This window comes from Lentzea sp. NPDC004789 (genome assembly GCF_053601075.1).
Window position 1 is genome coordinate 19,925 of record NZ_JBSGBE010000006.1, and the last position, 20,238, is coordinate 40,162.

Below are 20,238 nucleotides of genomic sequence, written 5' to 3' on the forward strand. Positions count from 1 at the left end.
CCACTACCCCTCTGTCTGCGTGCGGGCGAGCACTGCGTGCCCGCCGGTCGAGCCATAGCCTCCCGCACCGCGTGCCGTCTCCGGCAACTCGGTGACCTCGCGGAACACCGCGTGCTCGACGCGTTGCACGACGAGCTGGGCGATCCGGTCGCCGCGCGACAGCGCGATCGGCTCACGGAGATCATGGTTCACGAGGCAAACGCGGATCTCACCGCGGTAGCCCGAGTCGATCGTGCCGGGCGTGTTGACCACGCTCAGCCCGGCGCGCGCGGCCAGTCCGGAACGGGGGTGCACGAACCCCGCGTACCCGTCGGGGAGCGCGATCGCGACACCGGTGCCGACCACCGCGCGCTCACCTGGTGGAATGACCACGTCCGACGTGGTGACCAGATCGGCGCCCGCGTCGCCGGGACGGGCGTAGGCGGGCACGGGAACCCCCGGATCGAGCCGGGTCAGCAACACCTCGACGCTGGACACGGCGGCCGAGATTACCCTGACGACGTGAGTGAGACTGCCGTGACCGCCACTACGACCTTCCGCGAGCGCCTGTACGTGACGCCGTGGATCTGGCCGCTCCCGCTGCTGGCGGCGGGCCTGCTGGCCGCCGAGGTGCACATGGGCTTCCCCGGTGTCCGGTCCTGGCTGCCGTACGTGATCCTGCTGCCGCTGACGGTCGTGCTGATCGTGAAGATGGGGTCGGCGAAGGTCGAGGTGTCCGGCGGCGAGCTGAGGGCCGGCGACGCCCACATCCCGCTGAACCTGCTCGGCGACGTCGAGATCATCGCGCCGGAGGACCGGCGCAAGGCCATGGGCCCGCACCTGGACCCCGCCGCGTACGTGGTGCACCGCGGCTGGGTGAAGCCGCTCGTGCGGGTGCGCGTGAACGACCCGGACGACCCGACGCCGTACTGGATGATCAGCACGCGGCGGCCGGAGGAGCTCGTCGCCGCGATCAAGTCCTGAAAGACACAACTGGGCGCCACCCGTGCGGGTGAGCGCCCAGTCTCGACTGGCGGTTGTCAGGCGCAGTCGCGGCAGATGTACACGCCGTTGTTGTCCTCGGCGAGCCTGCTGCGGTGGTGCACCAGGAAGCACTTCGAGCACGTGAACTCGTCGGCCTGCTTGGGCAGGACCTTGAACGTGAGCTCCTCGCCGGACAGATCGGCGCCGGGCAGCTCGAAGTTCTCCGCGCTCGCGTCCTCGTCGACGTCCACGACGCCGGACTGCGTCTCGTTCCGCCGGGCCTTCAACTCCTCGAGGGAGTCTTCAGCGAGTTCGTCCGCCTCGCTGCGACGCGGCGCGTCGTAGTCGGTCGCCATCTTCTTCACCCCTGCGGTCTACGGAGACTGTTCGTGTCGCTGGTTAACGCTCCAGCGCCCTCTTTTGTGCCCCACGTCAAGGTGACGTAGGTCTCCCTCACCCGGTGGCAAGCCAACCCCCTAGACGTGACCGTCGGCTTGATCCACATGTGTGCGGAGCGCGCAGAGGGTAGCTCATTGTCCGAGTGACTCGACATCGGGTTACCCCTTACCGACCGGACGGGTGACACAACCTTTCTACGCTGGACCGATACCCTGTGCGGGAGCACGTGAACCCCGGCGTGCAACCTGGCGCCGGGCCGGTACCGTCCTGACTGTGAGCAATCAGGCCGGTGCGTTGGGTCACGCCCGCCGGGGCGCGCGACAGCCGGGCAGGGCCTAGGCTGATCACAGGGGACGGAACACGGGGAGGGCTTCGGACGTGGGACCCGCATCGGGAAGTTTGACGCCCTACAAGCGGCGTCGGCCCGTACCCGCGCTCGTCCTGTTCGCGGTGCTGTTGGTCAGTTCCGTGTTCGTGTGGGTGAAGGTGCTGGGCAACGCAGGCGACGTGGACGCGGCCATCAAGTGCAACGCGCCCGGCCACGTGCAGACCTCCGACACCCCGGGAGCCGATCCCGCGGCCACCACGACGGCGCCCCCGCCCGCCCTCGGCACCGTGCTGGAGCACGACGCGCTCGACCGCACCAACCCCGTGCCGGTCGGCGAGGTCAACTTCAAGGTCGTCAACGCCTCGACCCAGCGCAACCACGCCAAGACCGTCGCGACCCAGCTCAGCGACCTGGGCCTGAAGCAGGCGGCCGACCCCGGCAACGACCCGATCTACCCGGCCGGCGACATGAACTGCCGCGGTCAGCTCCGCTTCGGCGCCCCCGGCGCGCAGGCGGCCAGGACGCTGTCGCTGCTGGAGCCGTGCCTGGAGCTCGTGCGCGACGACCGCCAGGACGCCACCGTCGACGTCGCGGTCGGCAAGAAGTTCGACGAGGTCAAGCCGAACAGCGACGCCCGCAAGGTGCTCGACCAGCTCAAGGAGTGGGCCGAGCAGCAGCCGGAGCAGCAGGGCGGCCAGGTCGCGGCACCCACCCCGCCGACGCTGAACCCGGACAACCTGGCCGGCGCACGCGACGTGAGCTGCTGACCTCCCGCACGGTCGCTCGTCGTCTCATCGCACCCGTTCCAGCGCTTCCTCATGTTGCGCCGTCCGCGTCAATGTTGACTGAATCAACATCGGTGTTGATTCAGTCAAGCTCGACGTTGACGGCGTCCATGTCGACTCAACGGCTCACGTTGATCCGGACGCCGACGTTGACTCAGCTGTCCACGTCGACTCGGCCCGTCCACGTTGATTCGGCCGTCCACGTTGACTCGCCCCGTCCACGTCGACACGCCCCGTCCACGTCGACACGCCCCGTCCACGTCGACACGCCCCGTCCACGTCGACACGCCCCGTCCATGTTGATGCAGCTGTCCACGTTGACTCAGCTGTCCACGTTGACTCAGCTGTCCACGTTGATTCAGACCTTGCCGAACCCGGACTCGACGAGCGCGTCGTGCATCGCGTCGGCGATGCCGGGCGCGGCCGCGAACGTCGCGTCCTCCCCCAGTTCCGGCGACGACCCCGGCAACCGCACGACGGCACCGGCCTCGGCCGCGATCAACGCGCCGGCCGCCCAGTCCCACCGCCCCAGACCGTGCTCGGCGTAGGCGTCGAGCCGTCCAGCGGCGACCGAGCAGAGATCCAGCGACGCCGCACCGGCCCGGCGCATGTCGCGCACCCGCGTCGACATCGCGGCCCACGCGTCGGCCTGCCGCTGACGGCGTTCCGCCCGGTAGGCGAACCCGTAGCCGAGCAGCGACAGCGACAGGTCCGCGGTGGCGGACACCTTCAAGGGCTGCCCGTCCAGAAAAGCGCCGTGGCCGCGCGCGGCGGTCCACACGCGACCCGTCGCCGGTTCCACGACCGCACCGGCGACCGACTCGCCGTCGAGCTGCGCCGCGATCGACACCGAGTACCACGGGATTCCGTAGAGGTAGTTGACGGTGCCGTCGATCGGGTCGACGACCCACGTGACGCCCTCCACGACGGTGCCGCCCTCCTCCTCACCGAGGACCGGCTCGCCGGGACGCAACTCGGACAGACGCGTCCGGACGAGTTGTTCTGAGGCGCGATCCGCTTCCGTCACCACGTCCGTCGAGGTGCTCTTGGTGTCGAACGACACGACGGCGGAGGCGCGCATGCGCTGAACAAGAACGCCCGCTTCCCGTCCGATGGCAGTGGCGATGTCGACGAGTGGCCGGGGATCGAACACGACCGGTTCCCTCCTGCGTCACTAGCACGGGACTATCGGACAACGTCAGGCTAATGTCTGCGCACCACGGTTACTGAATCGAAGCCAACAGGATCTAGTAGGAAGGACCACGGGGCATGGGCATCACCCGCGGGTTCGGTGTGGACATCGGCGGCTCCGGCGTCAAGGGCGGCCTGGTCGATCTCGAAGCAGGAGCACTGGACGGCGAGCGCATGCGGATTCCCACGCCTCAGCCCTCGACGCCGCAGGCGGTGGCCGAGGTCGTCGCCGAGATCGTCGAGAAGTTCCAGTGGGACGGACCGGTCGGCATCACCCTTCCGTGCGTGGTCAAGCACGGTGTCGCCCTGAGCGCGGCGAACGTGGACAAGGGCTGGATCGACTGCGACGCGCAGGCCCTCTTCGCCGAACGCCTCAAGCGCAAGCCCGAGGACATCGTCGTGATGAACGACGCGGACGCGGCCGGCATCGCGGAGATGTCGTTCGGCGCGGGCGTCGGCAAGGACGGGACCGTGGTGCTGCTGACGTTCGGCACGGGCATCGGCAGCGCGGTGTTCCTCGACGGCAAGCTCGTCCCGAACACCGAGTTCGGGCACCTGCAGGTCGACGGGCACGACGCGGAGTCCCGCGCGGCCGCCTCCGTGAAGGAGGAGAAGGGCCTGTCCTGGGAGGAGTGGACGCCGCGCGTCAGCCGGTACATCAACGTGCTGGAAGACCTCATCTGGCCCGACCTGGTGATCGCCGGCGGTGGCGTGAGCAAGAAGGCGCACAAGTGGTTGCCGTTGCTCAAGGTGCGCACCGAAGTGGTTGCTGCTGCACTGAAGAACGACGCGGGCATCGTCGGCGCCGCGTGGGCGTCCGCACACGGCGTCAGGCCGTAGCGGCCGTTCGACACCGAAACGTGTCCGACTGGATCTAGCTGCGAGAACGCAGGTGAGAGCGCCTCGATGGACCTCGGGGCGCAACACCGAGTCACCGACGTCGTTACAATGGAACGCACACCCGCCAAGCAAGATCGGCGGGGAGATCCCCTGAACTCTGGCGACCGAGGTTTCGCGCCCTCTGGTTTGCCTTGAACGACCGTCGCGAAAGGGCGTACGTGGCAGCCGCAGAAACCGCAACCCGACGCTCCAGCTCCGCCGCGAGCGCCGCCAAGACGACCAAGGCGACCGCGGCCGGCGAGGCCGAGGAGAAGCCGAAGCGCAAGACGACCGCGACGGCAGCGAAGAAGCCCGCCGCCAAGGCCGCCGGCGCCAAGACCCCGCGCAAGCCGGCCGGCAAGGCCGACCCCGCCGCGAAGGGTGCCACCAAGAAGGCCGACGGCGAAGAGCCGGAGGACATGGAAGGCGCTCCGGGCGCCGAGGACCTGGTCGACGACGTCGAGCTGGTCGACGAGCCCGTCGTGGACGAGCCGGAGGAGGCGGAGGACCCCAAGAACGAGGGTGACTTCGTCTGGGACGAGGAGGAGTCCGAGGCCCTGCGCCAGGCGCGCAAGGACGCGGAGCTCACCGCTTCGGCCGACTCCGTTCGCGCCTACCTCAAGCAGATCGGCAAGGTCGCCCTCCTCAACGCCGAGGAGGAGGTCGAGCTCGCCAAGCGCATCGAGGCCGGGCTCTACGCCGCCGAGCGCGTGCGCCGCTCCGAGGAGGAGGCGGAGAAGCTCACCCCGCAGCTGCGCCGCGACCTGCGCTGGATCGTCCGCGACGGCGAGCGCGCCAAGAACCACCTGCTCGAGGCGAACCTGCGCCTCGTCGTGTCGCTGGCCAAGCGCTACACCGGCCGCGGCATGGCGTTCCTGGACCTGATCCAGGAGGGCAACCTGGGTCTGATCCGCGCCGTCGAGAAGTTCGACTACACCAAGGGCTACAAGTTCTCCACGTACGCCACCTGGTGGATCCGGCAGGCGATCACCCGCGCGATGGCCGACCAGGCCCGCACCATCCGCATCCCGGTGCACATGGTCGAGGTCATCAACAAGCTGGGCCGCATCCAGCGCGAGCTGCTGCAGGACCTGGGCCGCGAGCCCACGCCGGAAGAGCTCGCCAAGGAAATGGACATCACGCCGGAGAAGGTGCTGGAGATCCAGCAGTACGCGCGTGAGCCCATCTCGCTGGACCAGACGATCGGTGACGAGGGCGACAGCCAGCTCGGTGACTTCATCGAGGACTCCGAGGCCGTCGTGGCGGTCGACGCCGTCTCGTTCACGTTGCTGCAGGACCAGCTCCAGTCGGTGCTCGCGACGCTGTCCGAACGCGAGGCGGGCGTCGTTCGGCTGCGCTTCGGCCTCACCGACGGCCAGCCGCGCACGCTGGACGAGATCGGCCAGGTCTACGGCGTCACGCGTGAGCGCATCCGGCAGATCGAGTCCAAGACCATGTCGAAGCTGCGTCACCCGTCGCGCTCGCAGGTGCTGCGCGACTACCTCGACTAGGTCTTACCGAGGCATACGCAAACAGCCCCGCACCGGTTCGGTGCGGGGCTGTTTTCTTTTCACGCGCGTGGACGGTTCTCCGGTTTGGCGACCACCTTCGACGCCTGGCTGCCGGACAGGAGGGCGAAGGCGTCCGCCTGCTCGTTGGTGACGGTCCACCCGCCGTCGGCTTTCGCGAACGCGACGGGCAGCGTCGTCCAGTCCGGGCAACCGGTCAGTGCGAGGTCGGACCGGCCGTCGGCGTTGAAGTCGCCGGTGACGGCCTCGGCGCAGCCGGCGGCAGCCCAGTTCGAGAACGACCCGGCCTGCGCGTTCGAGATGCGCCAGGTGCCGTCGCCCACCGCGTGGGCGACCGGGATCGTCGTCCAGGTCGCATGACCGGTGAGCGCGATGTCGGTCAGCCCGTCGCCGTTGAAGTCACCGTTCATGGTCTTCACCCCCGTGCCCGAAGCCCATACCGCGAAGTCGCCGACGGGACCGTTGACCGTCTGGAACGTGCCGTCACCGCGCGACAGCGCGACCGGCGCGGTCGTCCACCCGGGATGTCCGGTCAGCGCGAGGTCGGTTCGGCCGTCGCGGTTGAAATCCCCGCCGGAGATGTGCACGCCTTGACCGCCCGCCCACTCCGGGAAGGGGTTGCCTTCCTCCACGTGAAGGCTTGTGAACGACCCGTCGCCGTTCGACAGCCCGATCGGGACGGCGGGCCACCCGCCGTCCGGGCCGATTCCGGTGGCCGCGAGATCGGTGCGGCCGTCACCGTTGTAGTCCCCCGCCAGCACTCTCGCGCCCGCCTGCCCTGACATGTGCTGGAAGTCGTAGTCCTCCGGCGAGGGCACGTTGGTCGTCGTGAAACGGCCGTCGCCGTTCGAGAACGCGACAGGCACCGAATGCCACCAGTTCACCCCGACCAGCGAGATGTCCGCTCTGCCGTCGTTGTTGTAGTCGCCGACGACGGCCTGGGCGGCCGGTTGCGCCGCCAGCTGGGCGAACTGCGCCGCCGGGAAGTTGGTGACCGCGAAGCCACCTGGCCGCGAGAACGCGACGGGGATCGTCGTCCAGCCCGCAGCTCCGGTCAGCGCGATGTCCGTGCGCCCGTCGCCGTCGAAGTCACCCGCGAGCGACTTCACGTTCGGCCCTGACGACCACGCGGCGAAATCACCTACGGGGGACGCCGAGACGCGGAACCCGCCGCTGCCGGTCGACGACGCCACCGGCAGCTGCCGCCACGACTGCTCGCCGAGGAGCGCCAGGTCGGTCCTGCCGTCACCGTCGAAGTCCGTTCCCGCCACCTTGCCGGGTACCGCGGCCGTCGCCGTGCCGCCCAGCATCATCGTCAAAGCCGCTGCCCACCCGAGAACACGTTTCACCGGATCAGGTTGGCGGGTTGCCCGGCCGCACCGCGCGGGTTGTTCCGGACATCGGAACCCACGCCGTGACCAGGCGTGATCGAACGCATGCGAAAGATGAGTACCCATGTACTCATGTGCCGCCTATGCATCCGCGACAGCATCAGTGTGTGGCTGTGCCGGAGGGGTGCACAGGGACAGTTCCGGACATCGGAACGAGGGGCGGAGAACATGGGCAGGTCAGTACTCGAAGGGGCGTTCTCGCTGCTGGACAAGCTGATGGACGAGGGTGAGCTGGGGCTCACGCAACTCGCCGACCGCTGTGAGATGCCGAAGACCACGGTGCACCGGCTGCTGGACCAGATGGAGGCGCTCGGCGCGGTCGAGAACGTGCGCGGCCGTTACCGCATCGGCGCGCAGATGTTCCGGCTCGGACAGGCCTGGGAACCTGCTCCGGGCATCCTGCGGGTGGCGCGGCAGCCGCTGCGCGCGTTGTCCGCGACGATCAGGACGTCGACGATCCTCGCGGTGCCCCGGCGTGACCGGGTGCTCGTGGCCGCGGCGAGCATCGTGCGCGCGGAGGACGTGGCACGGCTGCGTCCCGGTGCCACGGTGCCGGCGGGCATGGAGTTCGTCAGCGCTCCGGTGCGCACGCCGTCCAGCAGTGTCATCGGCACCGTCTCCGCGGTGCTCGACAGCGGCCGCAGCGCCACCGCTCTGCGGGAGGCGGTCGGACACGCCGCACGGGCGATCAGCGCGGCCCTCGCGAGCTGATCGACTAGGCCGAACGGCCGTACGACCGGGAGTTCGATCACGGTGCCGCGTCCGAATCGTGGGACGTTCGTGACCTGTTCGCTGCGGGCGGACAAAGGCAACCGATATCACACTCCCGGTCGCACGCAACCGACCGAACGGCCCGAATTCGCTGCTCCACCAGCGGGTTTCCGGTTGCTCTCCGTGCGTGTCAAGACGGAGAACCGGTGGCGAACACAGGTGTAAGCCTGCTGCAGACGGGTAAATCGCAGAGTGACGCGAGTCGCCACGCACACGGGAACACTGACTATCGCGAGAACGTCTGTCAGAGTGGAGCCAGCGAGCACCGCGCACCAGCCAGGGGCGCCGTGGTCGCAGCTTGGTAAGAGGGCACCGAAACACTCAGTTCCGGTGCTGGGACGGAGGGAGATTCATCATGACTGCAGCACTCACCCGCCCCGAGTTGACCGCTGCCGACCGCTGCGACCGCTGCGGGGCTGCTGCCCAGGTTCGCGCCGTTCTCCCGTCCGGGGGCGAGCTGCTGTTCTGCGGGCACCACGCCCGTGCGCACAGCGAGAAGTTGCGCGAGCTCGCTGCTGAGATTCAGCAGGGCTGATCCACCCCACCTAGCCGCTCGGGGCGGAGATCCTTCACGGGATCTCCGCCCCCTTCGCTTCTACAGAGCGTCCAGCACGGGTTCGAAGGCCAGTTCGGCGGCGCCGACCAGCTTCGCGTCGCGGCCCAGCGGTGACGTCACGATCTGGGTTCCGCCGACCGCCCGCGACACCAGGCTGCGCTGCTGCACGACCGCGCCCACCGCGTCCACGACCGACGTCGGCAGTGCGGTGTAGAGATCGCCCAGCACCACCAGTTCCGGGCCGAGGACGTTGACGATGTTGGCGAGCCCGAGGGCCAGCCAGCTCGCGAACTCCTCCAGCAGCGACGTGTCCTCCAGCGCCCGCAGCGCCGCCACGACGGCACCCCGCGGCGCGTCTTCCGGCAGCCCCAGGGCCCGGCACAACGCCGGTTCGCCTACCTCGGTCTCCCAGCAGCCGTCACAGCCGCAGTAGCAGCGACGGCCGCGCGGGTTGACCACCATGTGCCCGAGCTCGCCGACATAGCCGCCGCTGCCGCGCAACGGCTGCCCGGACAGGATCACGCCGCCGCCGACACCGACGTCCGCGGAGATGTAGACCATGTCCGAGGACGCCCGCGCGGCGCCGCGCACGTGTTCGGCGAGTGCGCCGAGCTCCGCGTCGTTGCCCACCCGGACGGGCAGCTTCAGCACCGCCTCCAGGCGTTTGCCGAGCGCGACACCCGTCCAGTGCAGGTTCGGCGCCTCGTGCACCTGGCCGTCCGAGCGCCGGACGACACCCGGTACCGACACGCCGACTCCGACCGCGGTGACGTCGAGGTCGTCGGCCATGAGGCGCGCCGACTCGACGATGTGCGTGATGACCTCTCCCGGATCACGCGTCCGGTGATGCAGGTTCCAGCTGTCCCGCCCGAGGATCTCCCCGCCGAGGCCGACGAACCCCATCGCCACCTGCTCCACCCGCACGTCGATCGCGATGACGACCGCGGCGTGCGGCTGGGGCAGGACGAGCAACGAGGGACGGCCCGCACCGCTGCGCAGGGCGGGCACGCGTTCGGCGACCACACCGGCTTCGGCGAGGCCGTCCACCAGGGCCTTGATCGTGCTGCGGTTGAGCCCGAGCTCGGCCGCGAGCGACGCCCTGGTGGACGGTCCGTCGACGTGCAGGCTGCGCAGCAGCGCCGTCCTGTTGTGCCTGCGGATCTCGTCGGGACGGGTGCCGGACGTAGGTCCCGTCACCTCGTCAGCGGGCCGCGTTGGCCGCCCGGCGGCGGGACAACGCGTCGACGCTCGCGGCGAGCAGCAGGACCAGGCCGGTCACGATGAACACGACCGCGGCGGGCTGCTTGAGCAGGCCCATGCCGTTGGAGATGATCGCCAGCACCGCACCACCGATGACCGCGTCGCGCAGGCGGCCCTTGCCACCGAACAGCGACGTGCCGCCGATGACGGCCGCGCCGACCGACAGCAGCAGCGTGTTGCCGCCACCGGCGTTCGGGTCGACCGAGCCGACCTTCGACGAGTACACGATCGCGCCGATCGCGGCCGCGGAGGACGCGATCACGAACACGCTCATGCGGATCCGCTCGACGTTGATACCGGCGCGGCGCGCGGCTTCCTTGTTGCCGCCGACGGCGTAGATGTGCCGGCCGTAGCTGGTGCGGTCGAGCACGAACGTGCCGATCACCAGCAGGACGAGCACCAGCGGCACCACGTACGGCACGCCCTGGATCACCACGAGGTTGCTCGGCGCCCGGTTGAGCGAGAGCGCGTAGGTGATGACCGCGGCCAGCAGCGCCAGTGCACCGATCTTGGCCAGCACCAGCGTGGTGGGCTGAGCCACGAGTCCCTTGCGCAGCCGGGAGAAGTGCCGCGTGAGCACGACCGCCGCGTAGCCGCCGACGGCGATGACGAACAACGCCCACGAGCCCGCGAAGTTCAGGTTGCCGTTGGCGACGTTGAAGATCGTGTCGTCGCGCAGGCCGAGCGTGCCGCCGTTGCCGATGAACTGCAGCACCACGCCGTTCCAGACGAGGAACAGCGCCAGGGTCACGACGAACGACGGGATGCCGACCTTCGCGACCAGGAACCCGGTGATGCAGCCGATGGCCGCGCCGACGCAGACGGCGAGCAGCATCTCCAGCCACGCGTTCGCGGGAATGCCGATCACCGCGATCAGGAACGCGACCAGCGCCAGCGCCGCTCCCGCCCAGATCCGCATCAGCACCGCGAGCACGATCGCGAGCAGCAGCAGGCCGCAGAACACGTAGAACACCGTGTCGCCCATGCCGCCGAGCAGATTGCCGTTGTGGATCAGGTGCAGTGCCATGACCGAGGCCGTCACACCGGACGCGGTACCGGCGGACAGGTCGATCTCGCCGAGCAGCAGCACGAACACCAGGCCCATCGCGATGATCGTGATGCTGGCGCCCTGCTGGAGCAGGTTGGCGAGGTTGCCGAGGGTGAAGAACGTGTCGGACAACGAGCTGAACACGATGAGCAGCACGATGAGCCCGAGCAGCGCGGGCAGCGAACCGAGCTCGCCGCCGCGGACCCTGGCCCAGTAGTCGCGCACCGCCTCACCGGTGGACATGGAGGTCGTGTCGATGCCGAAGTCGGAGATCGCGCCCTGTTGCTGCGACGTCTCGTTCTCGTGCGTTTCGGTGGTGTCGGTCATGCTCGCCTCTTCGGAACTCATCAGATCGTCGCCGCCTCGGGGCGGGCGATGCCCAGGTCACCGGAACGACCGGCGGTGATCAGCTCGACCACCTGACCGTGCGTGACGTCCTTGGACCCCACGACCGCGGCCATGCGTCCGAGGTAGAGGCACGCGATCTTGTCGGCGACCTCGAAGACGTCGTTCATGTTGTGGCTGATCAGGACGACCCCCAGGCCCTGCTCCGCGAGCCGGCGGACCAGGTCGAGCACCTGCCGCGTCTGCGCGACGCCGAGTGCCGCGGTGGGCTCGTCGAGCAGCACGACCTTGCTGTTCCACAGCACGGCCTTGGCGATCGCGACGGTCTGGCGCTGGCCACCGGACAGCGACGCGACCTGCGTGCGCACCGACTTGACCGTGCGCACCGACAGCGAGGCCAGCGTCTTGCGCGCGGCCTGCTCCATGTCCGTCTCGTCGAGCAGGCCACCCTTGGTGCGCTCGCGGCCGAGGAACATGTTCTGGACGATGTCGAGGTTGTCGGCCAGCGCGAGGTCCTGGTAGACGACCTCGATCCCGAGCGCCGCGGCGTCGCGCGGGCCCTTGATGTGCGTGGGCTGGCCCTCGAACAGGACCTCACCCGAGTCGGTCGGGTGGATGCCCGCGATGCACTTGACCAGCGTCGACTTGCCCGCGCCGTTGTCGCCGACGAGAGCGGTGACCTCGCCGGGATTCACGGTGAGGTCGATGTCGTGCAGGACGTGCACGGGGCCGAAGCTCTTGTTGATGCCGCGCAGCTCGAGAATCGGCTCGCTCACTGGGGTTTCCTCCGTGTTACCACGCGCCGAGGCGGGGTGCGCAGGTCCGCACCCCGCCTTGACGCAAGCGGTCCTACTTGATGCCGAGCTCGGTGCAGGCGGCCTGGGTCTCGGCCACGCAGATGTCCGAGGCCTTGACGAAGCCGGCGTCCACAACGGACTTCACGTTGGCCTTGGTGATCAGCTGGGGCGTGAGCAGCACGGACTTGACGTCGCGGTTGCCCTTGGGGTCCTTCTCCTTCGCGGACGCGAGCGCGTCGGCGGCGGCGGTGTCACCCTTGGCGAGCGCGGCAGCCAGCTTGGCGGCGCCCTCCGCCTCCAGGTTGATCGGCTTGAAGACCGTCATGTACTGGTCACCGCGGAGCACGGCCTGCAGGCCGTCCGGGGTGGCGTCCTGACCGGTGACCGGCACCTTGCCGTTCAGGCCGACCTTCTTGAGGATCGTGATCACCGCGCCGGCGAGGCCGTCGTTCGCGGCGACGACGCCGTCGACCTTGCCGTTGTTGCTGGTCAGGATCTGCTCGAAGACCTGGCCACCCTTCTGGTTGTCCCAGTTGTCGATCGGCTGGGACTGGACCAGCTTGAGCTTGCCCGAGTCGTACAGCGGCTGGAGGACCTTGCGCTGGCCCTGCGCGAACAGGGTGGCGTTGTTGTCCGTCGGCGCGCCCTCGATCTCGATGACGTTGGCGCCCTGCGGAGTGGACTTCATCGCGTCGGAGAAGCCCTGGCCCTGCAGTTCGCCGACCTTCACGTTGTCGAACGACACGTAGTAGGACGACGAGCCACCGAGGTTCAGGCGGTCGTAGTCGATGACCTGGATGCCCTGGGCCTGCGCCTTCTTGGCGACGGAGGCGCCGACCTCGCTGTTGGGGGTCGCGATGATCAGGACCTTGACGCCGGCGTTGATCATGCCGTCGGCCAGGGTGCTGAACTTCTGGACGTCACCCTGCGCGTTCTGGATGTCGGGGCTGAGCCCCTCCTTCTTCAACGCCGCCTCAAGCAGCGGCTTGTCGAAGCCCTCCCAGCGAGCGGAGGAGGCGGTCTCAGGAAGGATCACGCCGACCTTCGCCCCACCACTGCTGCCAGAGTTCGTGTTGCTGGTTCCACCGTTGCCGGAGGACGTGTTGGCGCCACACGCCGAGACCGCCAGGGCGAGGCCCGCGGTAACGGCGATGGAAGCGAGGCTCTTGCTGCGCATCCGCCATCCCTTTCACTGCGCTGTGTCACAGAGAATGTTGTGGCGCACAACGTATGCCCGACATATGCGTGACCGGAACCACACTGGATCGATTAAGTCGTAACGATGCGGCAACCTTGACGAAATTTGGTCACCGAGAGTCGTGAGAGCGTAACCACGGCGCTACTGCATCCAGTGGCGATATATCGGATATCGGTTACTTCGCGTTCAGGACGGACCGGACCATGCGCCGCACCACGTCCGGCGCCGGCGGGGTGTCCCGGTCGGCGAAGAGCAGGTGCCCGGTGCCGATGAGCATGGGCGCGGCGGCGTCCGGCTCGACACCGCTCACGCGACCGAACTCCCGCTCGCGCTCCAGGTAGTTCCTGATCATGATCGCGGCCTCGGTCAGCACCGGCACACCGGCGGGCCACGTCTCGCGCAACCGCCGCCGCAGGTCGTCGCGGAAGGTCACGAGGGCCACGATCGCCACGGCGACAGAACCGAAGACCGCGATGATCGCTTCGGCGAGGTTGTCGACGACGGACCCGGTACCCGCCGCCTCCAGGAGCGCCTTCGCCCGCGCGTCCATCTTGTCCACGCGGTCCATCACGAACTCGGCGAGGAACGCGTCGAAGTCGTCGAAGTGCCGGTGCAGGACCCCCTTGGCGACACCGGCCTCAGTCGTCACCGCCCGGCTGGTGAGCGCGCTCGGTCCGCCCTCGACCAGGAGGCGCTCCGCCGCGTTGAACAGCTGTTCTCGCACGTCACGCAGATGCACACCGGTCGGCACGCCGAAATCTCCTAGCTGAGTGGGCGGTTGCCCACTATGGTGGGCGCATGCCCACTTTAGGTGAGAAGCCAGAGCAGGAGAAATTCGACCCGGACCTCGCCGAGCGGCTCGCCCGCTCGTTCGGAGCGGAAGCCGTTCGCTACGACCGCACCCGGCCTCCCTACCCCGACGAGCTCGTTCAGCGGATCGTTTCGGCAAGCCCGGGACCGCGCGTCGTCGACATCGGCTGCGGCACCGGCAAGCTGTCCCGCCAGCTGATCGCCGCCGGGTGCGAGGCCCTCGGCGTCGAGCACGACGAGCGGATGGCCGGCTTCGCCCGCGAGACGGGCGTGCCCGTGGAGGTGTCGAAGTTCGAGACCTGGGACCCCGCGGGCCGCGAGTACGACGCCGTCGTCGCGGGGCAGTCGTGGCACTGGGTCGACGCCGAGGCGGGGATGCACCAGGTCGCGCGGGTGCTGCGGCCCGGCGGCCTGTTCGTCGCGTTGTGGCACGTGTTCTCGACACCGGACCCGATCGCGAACGCCCTCGGCGCCGTCTACGCGAAGGTCGCGCCGGAAGCGACGTTCCGCGTCGGCCACACCCGCGAGAAGGCGCTGGCGGGCTATCAGGTGGGCTGCCGGCAGACCGCCGACAAGTTCGTCGGCACCGGGGAGTTCACCGACCCGCAGCAGTGGAGCGCCAGCTGGGACCACACCTACACGACCGCCGAGTACATCGACATGACCCTCACCATGAGCCCGCTGGCCCTGCTCTCGAGCGAGCAGGTCACCGCACTGCTGGACGGCATCGGCGCCGCGATCGACGCTCACGGCGGCGAGTTCACGTCCCACTACGAAACGCTCGCCGTCGCCGTCACCCGCAACTGATATATCGCATATCAGCTCATGCAAAATACGTTTGCGGACGAAGTCAAAAGACTCATTGCAAAGGCAGGGAGGGCGTCCTACCTGCACTGATCTGCCTCGGGGGACGAGCTACCAGGAGCGCAACGTGGCGATGCGTTCCTCGAGCTGCTCGATGGTGGCCATCGCCGTGGGCGGCCCGCCGCAGTACTCGCGCAGCTGGTTGTGGATCTTGCCATGCGGCTTCTTGGTGCGGTGGTGGTGCATCGCGACGAGGGTGTTGAGCTCTTTGCGTAGTGAGGCGAGGCGTTCCTGCACGCTGGCGGGCCTCGCCTCACGCACCGCCACCTCGGGCTTGGGGCGCTTGGCCGCGGAGGCCATCTGCTCTTCCTGGCGTTGCAGCAGCAACGTGCGCACCTGGTCCGGTTCCAGCAGGCCCGGCAGGCCGAGGTACTCCTGCTCCTCCTCGGAGCCCGCCATGGTCGGGGCACCGAACGACGAGCCGTCGAAGATCAGCTGATCGAGCTCGGCCGTGGTGCCCAGCGCGGTGAAGGCGCGCTCGTCCTCCCCCGGCTCGTCCTTGGCCTGGTTCGCGGCCGCCATCAGCTCGTCGTCCCAGCCGTCCTTCTCGCGGTGCGGCTTGCCCAGGACGTGGTCGCGCTCGGCCTCCAGCTCGGACGCGAGCTGCAGCAGCACCGGCACCGACGGCAGGAACACCGACGCGGTCTCGCCGGGCTTGCGGGCACGCACGAACCGCCCGATGGCCTGGGCGAAGAACAGCGGGGTCGACGAGGACGTCGCGTACACGCCGACCGCGAGGCGCGGCACGTCGACGCCTTCGGACACCATCCGGACCGCGATCATCCAGCGTTCGGTGGTCGCGGCGAACTCGGCGATCTTGCCCGACGCCTTCGGGTCGTCCGAGAGGACGAGCGTGGGAATGTGGCCCGTGACGCGCTGGAGCACCTGCGCGTAGGCCTTCGCCGTCTCCTGGTCGGTCGCGATCACCAGGCCACCGGCGTCCGGCAGGCCGTTCTCCCTCTTCTGGGTGAGCCGCTGGTCGGCGGCGCGCAGCACGGACGCCATCCAGTCGCCGGCCGGGTCCAGGGCGGTGCGCCACGCCCGCGCGGTCTGCTCCTGCGTCAGCGGCTCGCCCAGGCGCGCGGTGAACTCCTCGCCCGCGCTGGTCCGCCACGACGCCTCACCGGAGTACGCCAGGAACAGCACGGGCCGGACGACGCCGTCGCGCAGCGCGTCGGAGTACCCGTACGTGTGGTCGGCCTTGGACGTCTTGAACCCGCCGGAGCTCTCCTCGTAGGTGACGAACGGGATGGGCGAGTCGTCCGAGCGGAACGGCGTACCGGTGAGGCACAGCCGGCGCACCGCGGGCGTGAACGCCTCGCGGATCGCCTCACCCCACGACTTGGCGTCACCACCGTGGTGGACCTCGTCGAGCAGCACGAGCGTCTTGCGGTTCTCCGTGCGCACCCGGTGCAACGACGGATGGGCGGCCACCTGCGCGTACGTCACGGCCACGCCGTGGTAGTCGCGGGAGGTCATCGCGTTGGTGTTGCGGAAGTTCGAGTCGATGTGGATGCCCTGCTCGGCGGCGGCCTTCGCCCACTGGTGCTTGAGGTGTTCGGTGGGCGTCACGATCGTGACGGCCTCGATCGTCCGGTCTGCCAGCAGCTCGGCGGCGACGCGCAGTCCGAAGGTCGTCTTGCCGGCACCGGGCGTCGCGACGGCGAGGAAGTCCTGGGGCTTCGCGGCCAGGTACTTGGTCAGCGCGCGGCGCTGCCATGCCCGCAGCGGTCGCATTGCTGCTGTCGCTGTCACAGACGTGTTTCTCCTCGTTTTTGCAGGTCAGACATGGCAGTGCCCTCAGGCAGGCCGGTGCCGAGGGCACTGCGACTCTACCTGTTCTCCGCGTCGATGCCGCGAAACGTGGCGGTATGCACCATGCTTGTCACTGCGATGGGTTCGCCTACCGACAACGACGCACGCAGGTCCGGCCGCAAGGGGCCGCTGCGTCTACTCGCGCGCACGCTGTCGAAGGCGTGGCAGGGCAACATCTTCTCAGAAGCCGCCGAGGCCGCGTTCTGGCAGACGCTGTCGTTCCCGCCACTCCTGCTCGGTGTGCTGGGTGCCATGGGCTATCTCGGCGACTGGTTCGGCCAGGAGGTCGTGTCCGCCGTTCAGGCGAAGATCATCGGATTCACCCGGACGATCTTCAGCGCGGACGTCGTCAACGGCGTGATCCAGCCGACCGTCGCGGAGATCCTCAGCACCGGCAAGGGCGAGATCGTCTCCGTCGGCTTCCTCATCTCGCTGTGGGCGGGCTCGTCGGCCATGTCGTCGTTCGTCGACGCCATCACCGTGGCGCACGGCCAGTACGGCGTCCGCAACGAGCTGTGGCAGCGCATCTTCGCCCTGCTGCTGTACATGGTGTCGTTGGTGGCGCTGGTCATCGGCCTGCCCGTGCTCGCGCTGGGCCCGGACGTCCTGCCGCAGTTCTTCCCGACGTCCTGGCAGCCCTACATCTCGACGTGGGTGAGCCGCTTCTACTACCCCGGCGTCGCGCTGCTGCTGGTGCTCTCGCTGTCGATGCTCTACAAGCTGGCGCTGCCGCGGAAGCTGCCGTACCACCGCGTGCTGCCGGGCGCGATCCTCGCGATGGCCGTGTTCATCCTGTCGTCCATCGGCCTGCGGCTGTACATCCAGTGGATCACCACCACCGGCTACACCTACGGCGCGCTGGCGACGCCGATCGCGTTCCTGCTCTTCGTGTTCTTCATCGGCCTGGCGATCACCATCGGCGCGTACTTCAACAGCGCCATCCAGGACATGTGGCCGGCTCGCATGACCCGCCGTCAGCGCCGCCGGTGGCGCCGGCTGGAGATGGAACGCGCGGCGTCGCGCATCCGCGAGGAGAACGCCGCGCCCGAGCAGGAGGCCGACAGCACCGCGTACTCGGCCCCGTCCCCCGCCGACACGCAGCTGACCGCGCCGCTCAAGATCCAACCGCCGCGGCCTCAGCCCGAGGAGGAAACCAGCGCGGACGACCGCAGCCGCGCCTGACGCCCCGTGTCGTCCGGGGCGCCGAGCGCGGCCGCGTGATCGATCGGTGGAGGCTTACTCGCCGCCGTCGCCGCCGGAGGGCAGGTTGTCGTAGATCTTCTTGCACTCGGGGCACACCGGCGAGCCCGGCTTCGGCGACCGCGTCACCGGGAAGACCTCGCCGCACAGGGCGACCACGTGGGTTCCCATCACGGCGCTTTCGGCGATCTTCGCCTTGCGCACGTAGTGGAACATCTTCGGGGCGTCGTCCCCGGTGTGGTCGGTGCCTTCCGGCCGTACGTCGACCTCGGGGAGAGTCTGGGTGCTCACCTGCCCAGGGTACCTGGGATGATGTCCCCTCGTGACCACGCTGCACATCGCCGACGAAGTAGCCGCCGCGCTGGCCGGGAACCGGCCTGTCGTCGCTCTTGAGAGCACCATCCTGTCCCACGGGCTGCCCGCACCGCGCAACCTCGCGGTCGCCGCACGCCTGGAGAAGGTCGTGCGGGAGGCCGGAGCCGTCCCCGCCACGATCGCCGTGCTCGACGGCGTGCCGCACATCGGCCTCACCTCCGCCGAGCTGGACCGCGTCTGCAACTCGGGTGAGCTGCTCAAGCTGTCGTTGCGCGACCTCGGCGCCGCCTACGCCCTGGGCCGCAGCGGCGCGACGACCGTGGCCTCGACCACCGCGCTGGCCCACCAGGCCGGGATCCGCGTGTTCGCGACCGGCGGTCTCGGCGGCGTGCACCGCGGTGCGCGCGAGACGTGGGACGTGTCCGCCGACCTCGACGTGGTGGCGACGACGCCGGTGCTGATCGTCTGCTCGGGCGTGAAGTCGATCCTGGACATGGGCGCGACCCTGGAGGTCCTGGAGACCCGCTCGGTGCCGGTCGTCGGCTACCAGACCTCCCGCTTCCCGGCGTTCTACCGCCGCGAGTCGGAGTTCGACGTGCCGTGGCGCGTCGAGAACGCCGCCGAGGCCGCCGCGGTGTTCGCCGCCGGTGGCCGGGGCATGCTGCTGGCGAACCCGATCCCCGCCGACTTCGAGATGGACGCCGCCCTGCACGACCGCCTCCTCGCCGAGGGTCTGCAGAAGCTCGTCGACCAGGACGTGCGCGGCAAGGACGTGAGCCCCGTCCTGCTGGAGCACTTCCACACCGCGAGCGAGGGCGTCAGCCTCGACGCCAACGAGGAACTCGTCGTCAACAACGCCGCCGTCGCCGCCGCTGTCGCCGTAGAGCTGTTCCGGTGAGGCCGGTTGTCGTCGTGGGCGACGCCGGCCTGGACGTCGTCGCCCGCCACACCGGCCCCATCGCCCACGGCGGCGACGTCCGCGCCAAGGTGACGATCGAACCAGGCGGCGCGGGCGCCAACACGGCCGTCTGGCTGGCCGCGTGCGGCGCCTCGCCGGTGCTGGTCGCCCGCGTCGGCGCCGACTCGGCCGGCCGCCAGGTGCACGCCGAACTGACCTCCGCGGGCGTCCGGTGCGCCTTCGCCGTCGACCCGGACCTGGCGACGTGCTGCGTCGTCGTGCTCGTCGACGAGAACGGCCAGCGCTCGATGCTGCCCGACCGCGGCGCGAACGCCCGGTTCTCCCCCGCGGACCTCGACCCCGGCCTGCTCGCGGGCCCCGGCGGTCACCTGCACCTGTCCGGCTACGTGCTGCTGGACGCCACGTCCCGCCCGGCCGGGCTCGCCGCGCTGGAGGCCGCCCGCGCCGCCGGGTGGACCACCTCGGTGGACCCGCAGGCGGCGGTGCTGATCCACTCCGCCGAGGCGTTCCTGGAGGACGTCCGCGGCGTCGACATCCTCATGCCGAACGCCGACGAGCTGATGGCCCTGACCGGCTCGGCCGACCCGTCCTCGGCCAAGAGCCTCCTGACGCACGTCGGCACCGTCGTCGTCACCTCGGGTGCCGACGGCGCGTCGTGGGTGGACGCGGACGAGCTGATCTCGGTCCCCACTGAACCCACCGAGTGCGTCGACTCCACCGGTGCCGGCGACGCCTTCGACGCCGGGTTCCTCGCCGCCTGGCTGTCCGGCGCGTCCAAGCGCGACGCCCTGCTCGGCGGCGTTCGCGCGGGTTCGCGTGCTGTCAGCCTCGTCGGCGCCCAGCCACCCCGCTAGTCCCCCCAACCGATATATCAG

At 69.3% G+C, this 20,238-nt stretch carries 21 protein-coding genes; 10 read left to right on the top strand and 11 right to left on the bottom strand.

Features of this window, described 5'->3' with window-relative positions:
• Positions 1-3: 3 nt before the first annotated feature.
• Positions 4-477: a dUTP diphosphatase gene (gene dut / locus ACWEIJ_RS15255; protein ID WP_449837793.1), complete on the bottom strand. Its 474-nt coding sequence runs from the start codon at positions 475-477 to the stop codon at positions 4-6.
• Between the two features lie 24 nt (positions 478-501).
• On the opposite strand from dut, the gene ACWEIJ_RS15260 reads away from it, so the two are divergent.
• Positions 502-963: a DUF3093 domain-containing protein gene (locus ACWEIJ_RS15260; RefSeq protein WP_449837794.1), complete on the top strand. Its 462-nt coding sequence runs from the start codon at positions 502-504 to the stop codon at positions 961-963.
• A gap of 56 nt (positions 964-1,019) precedes the next feature.
• Here the strand turns inward: ACWEIJ_RS15260 and ACWEIJ_RS15265 are convergent, their stop codons facing one another.
• Positions 1,020-1,319 (bottom strand): DUF4193 domain-containing protein, encoded by a 300-nt coding sequence (locus tag ACWEIJ_RS15265; RefSeq protein ID WP_030464829.1) that lies wholly within the window; start codon positions 1,317-1,319, stop codon positions 1,020-1,022.
• A gap of 421 nt (positions 1,320-1,740) precedes the next feature.
• On the opposite strand from ACWEIJ_RS15265, the gene cei reads away from it, so the two are divergent.
• On the top strand, positions 1,741-2,457 hold the full coding sequence (gene cei, locus ACWEIJ_RS15270) for an envelope integrity protein Cei (RefSeq protein WP_449837795.1): 717 nt from the start codon (positions 1,741-1,743) through the stop codon (positions 2,455-2,457).
• A 376-nt stretch (positions 2,458-2,833) separates the two neighbouring features.
• Here cei and ACWEIJ_RS15275 read toward each other — a convergent pair whose 3' ends face one another.
• Entirely contained in the window at positions 2,834-3,628 is a 795-nt protein-coding gene (locus ACWEIJ_RS15275; protein ID WP_449837796.1) for an inositol monophosphatase family protein, read from the bottom strand.
• 116 nt (positions 3,629-3,744) lie between these two features.
• Here ACWEIJ_RS15275 and ppgK point away from each other — a divergent pair, with 116 nt between their 5' ends.
• Positions 3,745-4,506, top strand: a complete 762-nt coding sequence (gene ppgK, locus ACWEIJ_RS15280; RefSeq protein ID WP_449837797.1) for a polyphosphate--glucose phosphotransferase — start codon at positions 3,745-3,747, stop codon at positions 4,504-4,506.
• Between the two features lie 218 nt (positions 4,507-4,724).
• Positions 4,725-6,056, top strand: coding sequence for an RNA polymerase sigma factor (locus tag ACWEIJ_RS15285; protein WP_355447492.1), 1,332 nt, complete (start codon positions 4,725-4,727; stop codon positions 6,054-6,056).
• Between the two features lie 59 nt (positions 6,057-6,115).
• On the opposite strand, the gene ACWEIJ_RS15290 is transcribed toward ACWEIJ_RS15285, so the two are convergent.
• Positions 6,116-7,423: an FG-GAP repeat domain-containing protein gene (locus ACWEIJ_RS15290; RefSeq protein WP_449837798.1), complete on the bottom strand. Its 1,308-nt coding sequence runs from the start codon at positions 7,421-7,423 to the stop codon at positions 6,116-6,118.
• A 210-nt stretch (positions 7,424-7,633) separates the two neighbouring features.
• Between ACWEIJ_RS15290 and ACWEIJ_RS15295 the strand changes: the two genes are divergently transcribed.
• A complete protein-coding gene (locus tag ACWEIJ_RS15295; protein WP_449837799.1) occupies positions 7,634-8,176 on the top strand; it encodes a helix-turn-helix domain-containing protein in 543 nt (180 codons plus the stop codon).
• 415 nt (positions 8,177-8,591) lie between these two features.
• The gene (locus ACWEIJ_RS15300; protein ID WP_239569355.1) at positions 8,592-8,771 is read left to right on the top strand and encodes a DUF7455 domain-containing protein; all 180 of its coding nucleotides are present in this window, start codon (positions 8,592-8,594) and stop codon (positions 8,769-8,771) included.
• 60 nt (positions 8,772-8,831) lie between these two features.
• Here the strand turns inward: ACWEIJ_RS15300 and ACWEIJ_RS15305 are convergent, their stop codons facing one another.
• The 5 genes from ACWEIJ_RS15305 to ACWEIJ_RS15325 all read right to left on the bottom strand — a co-directional run bounded on the left by ACWEIJ_RS15305 (position 8,832) and on the right by ACWEIJ_RS15325 (position 14,191).
• On the bottom strand, positions 8,832-9,989 hold the full coding sequence (locus tag ACWEIJ_RS15305; protein WP_449837800.1) for an ROK family protein: 1,158 nt from the start codon (positions 9,987-9,989) through the stop codon (positions 8,832-8,834).
• 4 nt (positions 9,990-9,993) lie between these two features.
• A complete protein-coding gene (locus tag ACWEIJ_RS15310) occupies positions 9,994-11,427 on the bottom strand; it encodes a sugar ABC transporter permease (RefSeq protein ID WP_449837801.1) in 1,434 nt (477 codons plus the stop codon).
• Positions 11,428-11,447: 20 nt separating this feature from the next.
• Positions 11,448-12,221 (bottom strand): ATP-binding cassette domain-containing protein, encoded by a 774-nt coding sequence (locus ACWEIJ_RS15315; RefSeq protein ID WP_449837802.1) that lies wholly within the window; start codon positions 12,219-12,221, stop codon positions 11,448-11,450.
• 73 nt (positions 12,222-12,294) lie between these two features.
• Positions 12,295-13,419, bottom strand: coding sequence for a sugar ABC transporter substrate-binding protein (locus ACWEIJ_RS15320; protein WP_449837803.1), 1,125 nt, complete (start codon positions 13,417-13,419; stop codon positions 12,295-12,297).
• A gap of 196 nt (positions 13,420-13,615) precedes the next feature.
• Entirely contained in the window at positions 13,616-14,191 is a 576-nt protein-coding gene (locus ACWEIJ_RS15325) for a TetR/AcrR family transcriptional regulator (RefSeq protein ID WP_449837804.1), read from the bottom strand.
• Positions 14,192-14,238: 47 nt separating this feature from the next.
• On the opposite strand from ACWEIJ_RS15325, the gene ACWEIJ_RS15330 reads away from it, so the two are divergent.
• Positions 14,239-15,057 carry a class I SAM-dependent methyltransferase gene (locus tag ACWEIJ_RS15330; protein ID WP_449837805.1) on the top strand — a complete coding sequence of 273 codons (819 nt, stop codon included), beginning with the start codon at positions 14,239-14,241 and terminating at the stop codon, positions 15,055-15,057.
• Positions 15,058-15,165: 108 nt separating this feature from the next.
• Here ACWEIJ_RS15330 and ACWEIJ_RS15335 read toward each other — a convergent pair whose 3' ends face one another.
• On the bottom strand, positions 15,166-16,851 hold the full coding sequence (locus ACWEIJ_RS15335; RefSeq protein ID WP_449838192.1) for a DEAD/DEAH box helicase: 1,686 nt from the start codon (positions 16,849-16,851) through the stop codon (positions 15,166-15,168).
• Positions 16,852-16,992: 141 nt separating this feature from the next.
• On the opposite strand from ACWEIJ_RS15335, the gene ACWEIJ_RS15340 reads away from it, so the two are divergent.
• Positions 16,993-18,111, top strand: a complete 1,119-nt coding sequence (locus tag ACWEIJ_RS15340) for a YihY/virulence factor BrkB family protein (protein WP_449837806.1) — start codon at positions 16,993-16,995, stop codon at positions 18,109-18,111.
• 54 nt (positions 18,112-18,165) lie between these two features.
• Here ACWEIJ_RS15340 and ACWEIJ_RS15345 read toward each other — a convergent pair whose 3' ends face one another.
• On the bottom strand, positions 18,166-18,420 hold the full coding sequence (locus ACWEIJ_RS15345; RefSeq protein ID WP_449837807.1) for a DUF3039 domain-containing protein: 255 nt from the start codon (positions 18,418-18,420) through the stop codon (positions 18,166-18,168).
• 31 nt (positions 18,421-18,451) lie between these two features.
• On the opposite strand from ACWEIJ_RS15345, the gene ACWEIJ_RS15350 reads away from it, so the two are divergent.
• Both ACWEIJ_RS15350 and ACWEIJ_RS15355 read left to right on the top strand, forming a co-directional pair.
• Positions 18,452-19,342 (top strand): pseudouridine-5'-phosphate glycosidase, encoded by an 891-nt coding sequence (locus ACWEIJ_RS15350; protein WP_449837808.1) that lies wholly within the window; start codon positions 18,452-18,454, stop codon positions 19,340-19,342.
• Complete coding sequence (locus ACWEIJ_RS15355) at positions 19,339-20,217, top strand: carbohydrate kinase family protein (protein WP_449837809.1); 879 nt, start codon at positions 19,339-19,341, stop codon at positions 20,215-20,217. Before ACWEIJ_RS15350 ends, ACWEIJ_RS15355 begins: the two co-directional genes overlap by 4 nt.
• Positions 20,218-20,238 lie beyond the last annotated feature (21 nt).